The sequence below is a fragment of the Cellulosimicrobium sp. I38E genome (genome assembly GCF_001647255.1).
Classification (GTDB): Bacteria; Actinomycetota; Actinomycetes; order Actinomycetales; family Cellulomonadaceae; genus Cellulosimicrobium; species Cellulosimicrobium cellulans_E.
In genome coordinates this window covers 1-6284 of record NZ_LUAZ01000084.1, presented here as the reverse complement: position 1 = coordinate 6284, position 6284 = coordinate 1, and the positions used below count along the sequence as shown (strand labels likewise).

Annotated in this window: 3 protein-coding genes; all 3 read left to right on the top strand. The window is 73.3% G+C overall.

From position 1 onward, the window contains the following. On the top strand, positions 1-2261 hold a 2261-nt coding region (locus A0J59_RS20135), incomplete at its 5' end, for a hypothetical protein (RefSeq protein WP_369799803.1). 85 nt (positions 2262-2346) lie between these two features. Beyond that, positions 2347-4563: a peptidase C14 gene (locus A0J59_RS20130; protein WP_220084528.1), complete on the top strand. Its 2217-nt coding sequence runs from the start codon at positions 2347-2349 to the stop codon at positions 4561-4563. A gap of 266 nt (positions 4564-4829) precedes the next feature. Beyond that, positions 4830-6215, top strand: coding sequence for a Gfo/Idh/MocA family protein (locus tag A0J59_RS20125; protein ID WP_064317260.1), 1386 nt, complete (start codon positions 4830-4832; stop codon positions 6213-6215). Positions 6216-6284 lie beyond the last annotated feature (69 nt).

Below are 6284 nucleotides of genomic sequence, written 5' to 3'. Positions count from 1 at the left end.
CTCCCCGATCCCAGACCCGCCCCGCGTCCCCGACCCTCGGCCAACCCGAGCCGGCGGTCGACGCCCCGCCCCCGTCGCGGCGCAGCCTGCTGCGCGTGGCCGGTATCGCCTCCCTCGCCGCAGGCGCCGTCGCCCTCGGCACCGGCAGCGCCCACGCCACGCCCCTCGCCGGCGCACCGCTCGGCGCCAAGAACGACGACAAGCCCGACGCCGAGGTCCTCGTCGCCGCCACCGTCGCCGAGCTCACCGGTTGGAAGGCCAAGAAGGTCGACGACGGCACGGTCGCCCAGCTCCTCGGCCACGCCGCCGCGGGCGACGGCGCCGCCCGCCTCGTGCGCTACGACGCGAAGTCCACCGCCGCACCGAACGGCGGCACCGTCCTCGCCCCCGCCGACGCCACGACCACGGGCCGCTGGCACACCCTGCACACCGGCACCGCCGACTTCCGCTGGTTCGGCCTCTTCGGCCCGGAGAACCCCGCCGACGCCGCGCTCGACGCCCTCGTCGACGACCCGAGCATCACCCGCATCGAGGCCCACACCGACCTCAACTTCACCCGCCGCCACACGTTCACGCGCTCGAACCTCGAGCTCGACTTCGGCGGCAACACGGTCACGAGCGAGGGCATCGAGCGCAACGCGCACGACAACCCGTTCGGCGCGGTCCTGTTCTTCCAGGGGCGGGTGACCGACGAGACGCAGCAGCGCACGCTCGCCGCCACCCTCCCCGACCTCGTCGACGTCTTCGAGGTCGCGGACGCGGGCGCGTTCGCCGTCGGGCAGTGGTGGGCGCTGCGCTCGGACGAGCGCCCCGGGGGCGGAGGCGACGAGCGCGAGCTCCAGCGCCTCGTCCAGGTCACGCAGGTGCTCGACGCGACGCACGTGCGCGTCGACTACAAGAACGGCTGGGAGCTGCCCGCCGGGCGCCTGCTCACCTGGACGCGCGTCGAGCCCGTCGAGCAGGTGCACGTGCGCGCGATGACGTTCCACGGCTCCGGGCCCTTCGACGGCCCGGCGAACGGCGAGCTGCCCGACGACCGCGAGATGACCGGCTCCCACCCCGTCGCGTTCGAGTACGCGGTGCGCTGCGACGTCTCGGACGTGCACGGCCACCGCACGTGGTGGCCCGTGATCATGCGGCGCTGGAACACCCACTTCGTGACCGAGCGGTGCTCGGTCGCCAACCCCCCGACGGTCTTCTACGGCGGCGCCGGCTACCTCACGCAGCAGATCTACTGCCTGTACGGGCGGGTCTCCGACTGTACGAGCCACAACGCGCGGCACCTCAACGACCTCACCGCGTCGGCGTACTGCCTCGTGGAGAACTGCCACGGCGACGGCGACGACCAGGGCGGCAACCCGTTCACGACCCACGGGCAGTACGAGCACGACCTCGTGTTCGTCGGCAACAGCGGCCTCATGGACATCGCCAACTCGGGCGGCCAGTGGGGCACCGCGGCCAAGCGCATCACCGTCAAGCACCACACGTGCTCGTGGTTCGTCGCGGGCACCAAGATCACCGACCTCACGCTCGAGGACGTCCACGTCGTCGCCCGCTCGACCTTCGACCCGCAGGCGACGCTCACGATCAACGCCGACGGCGCGCAGGTGCGCGGCTGCACGGCCGGCTTCTTCGCCGTCGGGCAGCGGTCGTCGCTGTCGCGGCGCCCGACGGTCGTCGAGGACTGCGCGTTCGCGCTGCCCGCCGGGTCCGTGCTGCACCAGACGCCGGTGACGAACCCCGTGCACTTCGTCCGCACCCGCATCACGGGCGTGGACGGCACGATCCTGCGCGGCCCCGGCACCGTGACGTTCACCGACTGCGAGCTCGTCGGCGGCACGGGCGACACCCCGGCCGCCCCGGTCGACCTCGGCTCCGCGGACGTCACCGTCACGGGCGGGTCGTGGCGGGGCGTGGGCGTGCGGCTCAGCGGCGCGCGCGACCAGCGGCTCGTGCTCGACGGCGTGCGGGCGTCGGGCACGACGACGGCCGGCGCCCTCGTCTCGCGCGGCACCGGCGCGGGCACCGTGGACGTCACGCTCCGCGGCGCCGACCTGCGGGCCGCCGACGGCACCGCGCACGTCACGCTCCGGGCGGGCGACCGCTACGCCGCGACCGGGTCGCGGTTCACGGGCGGCCGCCTCGACCTGCCCGACGGCGTGCGCGTGCTCCACACGCGCAACGTCGAGACGGGCGTCGACCGCACCGGGCTCACGACGTCCGGCGACGGCGTGCTCGTCGACGCGAACCTCACAGTGTGACCCGCCCGGGCGACCACCCGGGCACCCGAACCTTCCTCCCCACCGACACCCGCGCCGTCGTGCACGGGCCGACGAAAGGACACCCATGACCCTCGACACCACGACCGAGCCGACGACGGCGGCGCCGGGCGAGGCCGCCCAGCCGCCCTCGCGGCGCAACCTGCTGCGCGTCGCCGGTATCGCCTCCCTCGCCGCGGGCGCCGTCGCCCTCGGCAGCGGCAGCGCCCACGCGGCGCCCCTCGCCGGAGCGCTCCCCACGGGCAAGAACGACAAGCCCGACGCCGAGGTCCTCGTCGCCGCCACCGTCGCCGAGCTCACGGGCTGGAAGGCCAAGAAGCTCGACGACGGCACGGTCGCCCAGCTCCTCGGCCACGCGACCGCGGGCGACGGCGCCGAGCGCCTCCTGCGCTACGACGCCAAGTCCACCGCGACCACCAACGGCGGCACCGTCCTCGCCCCGAGCGACGCCGGCGCCAAGGGCCGCTGGCACACCCTGCACACCGGCACCGCCGACTTCCGCTGGTTCGGCCTCTTCGGCCCCGACGACCCCGCGGACGACGCGCTCGACGCCCTCGTCGACGACCCCAGCATCACCCGCATCGAGGCCCACACCGACCTCAACTTCACCCGCCGCCACACCTTCACCCGCTCGAACCTCGAGCTCGACTTCGGCAACCACCTCATGACGACCGAGGGCATCGAGGACGCCGGGCAGGACGACCCCTTCGCGGCCGTGCTGTTCTTCCGCGGGAAGGTCACGGACGACGTCCGGACGAACACCCTCACGGCGACGATGCCGGAGCTGCGCGACGACTACGAGGTCGCGGACGCGTCGCGGTTCGAGGTGGGCCAGTGGTACGCGGTCGAGGTCAACGCGCTCGCCGGCCGGTGGGAGCGCGAGCTCCAGCGCCTGGTGCAGATCACGCAGATCGTCGACGCCACCCACGTGCGCGTCAACTACAAGGCGGGCTGGTCGCTCGCGAAGGGCCGCACGCTCACGTGGACGCGCGTGGAGCCCGTCGAGCAGGTGCACGTGCGCAACCTCGCGTTCCGCGGCCGGCCCGACGGCGACCAGTACACCGGCTCGCACCCGATCGCCTACGAGTACGCGGTGCGCTGCGACGTGGAGAACGTGCACGGCGTCGCGACCTTCTGGCCGCTCGTCATGCGCCGATGGAGCACGTTCTTCCGCACGGCGGGCTGCTCGCTGACCAACCCGGCGTCGGTCACGTGGGGCGGCGCGGGCTACCTGACGCAGCAGATCTACTGCAACTACGGGCACGTCGTGGACTGCCACACGACCAACGCGCGGCACCTCAACGACTGGACCGCGTCGTCGTACGGGCTGGTGGAGAACTGCCACGGCGACGGCGACGACCAGGGCCCGTTCGTCACGCACGGCCAGTACGAGCACGACCTCACCTACGTGGGGAACTCGGGCCTCATGACGTTCGCCAACTCGGGCGCGGCCTGGGGCGGCGCGGCCAAGCGCATCACGGTGACGCGGCACGTGTGCTCGTGGTTCGTCGCGCGCGTCAAGGTCACCGACCTCACGCTCGAGGACGTGCAGGTCATCCGCAAGGACGGCCTCGCGGGCTCGGGGATGCTGTGGGTCAACGCCGACGGCGTCCAGCTCCGCGGCTGCCAGGCCGACGACACGCTGATCATCTCCCAGGCCTCGGCGCTGTCGAAGCGGCCCAACGTCATCGAGGGGTCGCGCTTCGCGGTCCTGCCGGACACCGCGATCACCCAGGCGAACGTCACGAACCCGGTGCACCTCGTCCACACGACCCTGAACGGGCTGAAGAACGCCTCGTTCGCCGGGAAGGGCCGGGTCGTGCTCGACGCGTGCACGCTCGAGGCGGCCGAGGGCGAGGGGACCGTGACGGCGAGCGGCGACCTCACGGTGCGCGGCGGCGTCGTGCGCAACGTCGCCCTCGTCGCGGCGGGCGCCGCGGAGCAGACGATCCGGCTCGACGGCGGCGCCCGGCTGGAGGGCAAGCCCGCGGGCGGCAGCTTCCTGCGCCGGGCGAAGGCGGACAAGCCGGTCACGTGGGCGCTCGACGGCGTCCGGAGCACCGCGCCGTCGGGTGACACTGGACACGTGAACCTAGACGCCGGTATCAACAAGTGGTCCGCCACGGGCTCGACCTTCGCGGGCGGCAGCCTCGCGCTCGCGCCGTCCGCGCTGGGCGGCGACTCGTACGCCCTGCACAGCGGCAACGTCGAGCAGGGCGTCACCCGCACGGCGTTCCCCGAGGACGGCGACCGCGTCGTCACGACGGGCAACCTCGTCGTCTGACACCAGCCCGACGGCACCACCCGCCGAACCCGGGATCGCTCCCCAGGACGCCTTCACCCTGGGGAGCGATCCCGGGTTGGGCAGCCCGAGTGAGCCGCGGTGCGAAGGTCACAACTCCGCATCGCGTCGTGCGCGAGTTAACACGAGCGCCGATCTGGCGTAACATCGGCATGGCAGGCTTGCTATAGCAAATAGCAAACGAGGCCTGCCAGGGCCGGGAGACCCCCGCCCCGCAGGACCATCGCAACGGAGCAAGGACCGCACACGTGACCCCGAACCCCCAGCCTGTCACCGTCGCCCTCGTCGGCGCCGGCAACCGTGGTCAGACGTACGCGCGCTGGATCGCCGAGCACCCCGACCGTGCCCGTCTCGTCGCCGTCGCCGACCCCCGACCCCACCAGCGCGGGCTCGTCGTCGACCAGGCCGTCGCGGCGCAGGCCGGCCTCTCCGCAGCCCACGCCCTCGCCTCGGGCACCGAGTCGGGCGCGACGCTCGCTGTCGAACCGCGAGTCGAGCTCGCGCAGGTCGCGGAGTTCGCCGGCTGGCAGGACCTCGTCGCCGCGGGCGACGCCGACCGGGCCGCCGGGGGCACGGGCCGGCTCGCGGACATGGTCATCGTCGCGACGCAGGACCGCGAGCACCGCGACCCCGTCGTCGCGCTCGCGCCGCAGGGGTACGCGATCCTCGTCGAGAAGCCGCTCGCGCCGAGCCCGGAGGAGTGCCGGGACGTCGTGGACGCGGTCGAGGCGTCGGGCGTGCTCTTCGGCGTGTGCCACGTGATGCGCTACATGCCGTACACGGACCTCGTGAAGTCGGTCGTCGACTCGGGCGTCCTGGGCGAGATCGTCAACGTCCAGCACCTCGAGCCCGTCGGCTGGTGGCACGACGCCCACTCGTACGTCCGCGGGCCGTGGCGCTCGGAGAAGACGTCGAGCCCGATGCTGCTCGCGAAGTCGAGCCACGACCTCGACTGGATCCGCTACGTCACCGGCAAGCGGATCACGACGGTCGCGAGCTTCGGCTCCCTCAAGCACTTCCGGCCCGAGGAGCGCCCCGCGGGCGCGGCGGACCGCTGCCTGGACTGCCCGCTCGAGCCCACGTGCCCGTACTCGGCGCCGCGCCTCTACCTCACGACGCTGCGCGAGCAGGGCCCGATCTGGCCCGTCTCCGTCATCACGGACGCGACCGACGAGGCGGGCGTCGTCGAGGCCCTGCGCACGACCGACTACGGCCGCTGCGTCTACGGCTCCGACAACGACGTCGTCGACCACCAGGTCGTCGCGATGGAGCTCGAGGGCGGCGGCGCGGCGACGTTCACCATGACCGCGTTCTCCGAGCAGGACCACCGCAAGACCCAGATCTTCGGCACCCACGGGTGCCTCGACGGCGACGGCGAGAAGGTCCGCGTGACCGACTTCCGCGACGGCAGCGTCACCGTGCACGACGGCGGCCACCACGGCGCCACGAACGCCGCCGACGACCACGGCGGCGGCGACTCGGGGGTGATGGACGCGTTCGTGCGCGCCGTCGCGACGGGGGACCCGAGCCACGTCCGGTCGGGCGCCGTCGAGTCCCTCCAGAGCCACCTCGCCGTGTTCGCGGCCGAGGAGTCGCGCCACCGGCGCACCGTCGTCGACGTCCCGGCCCGCTGACGCGTCCGGCGCGACGACCGCACCACCCCGCACCTCCACAGCACCACACCGCACAGCACCACCCCACCC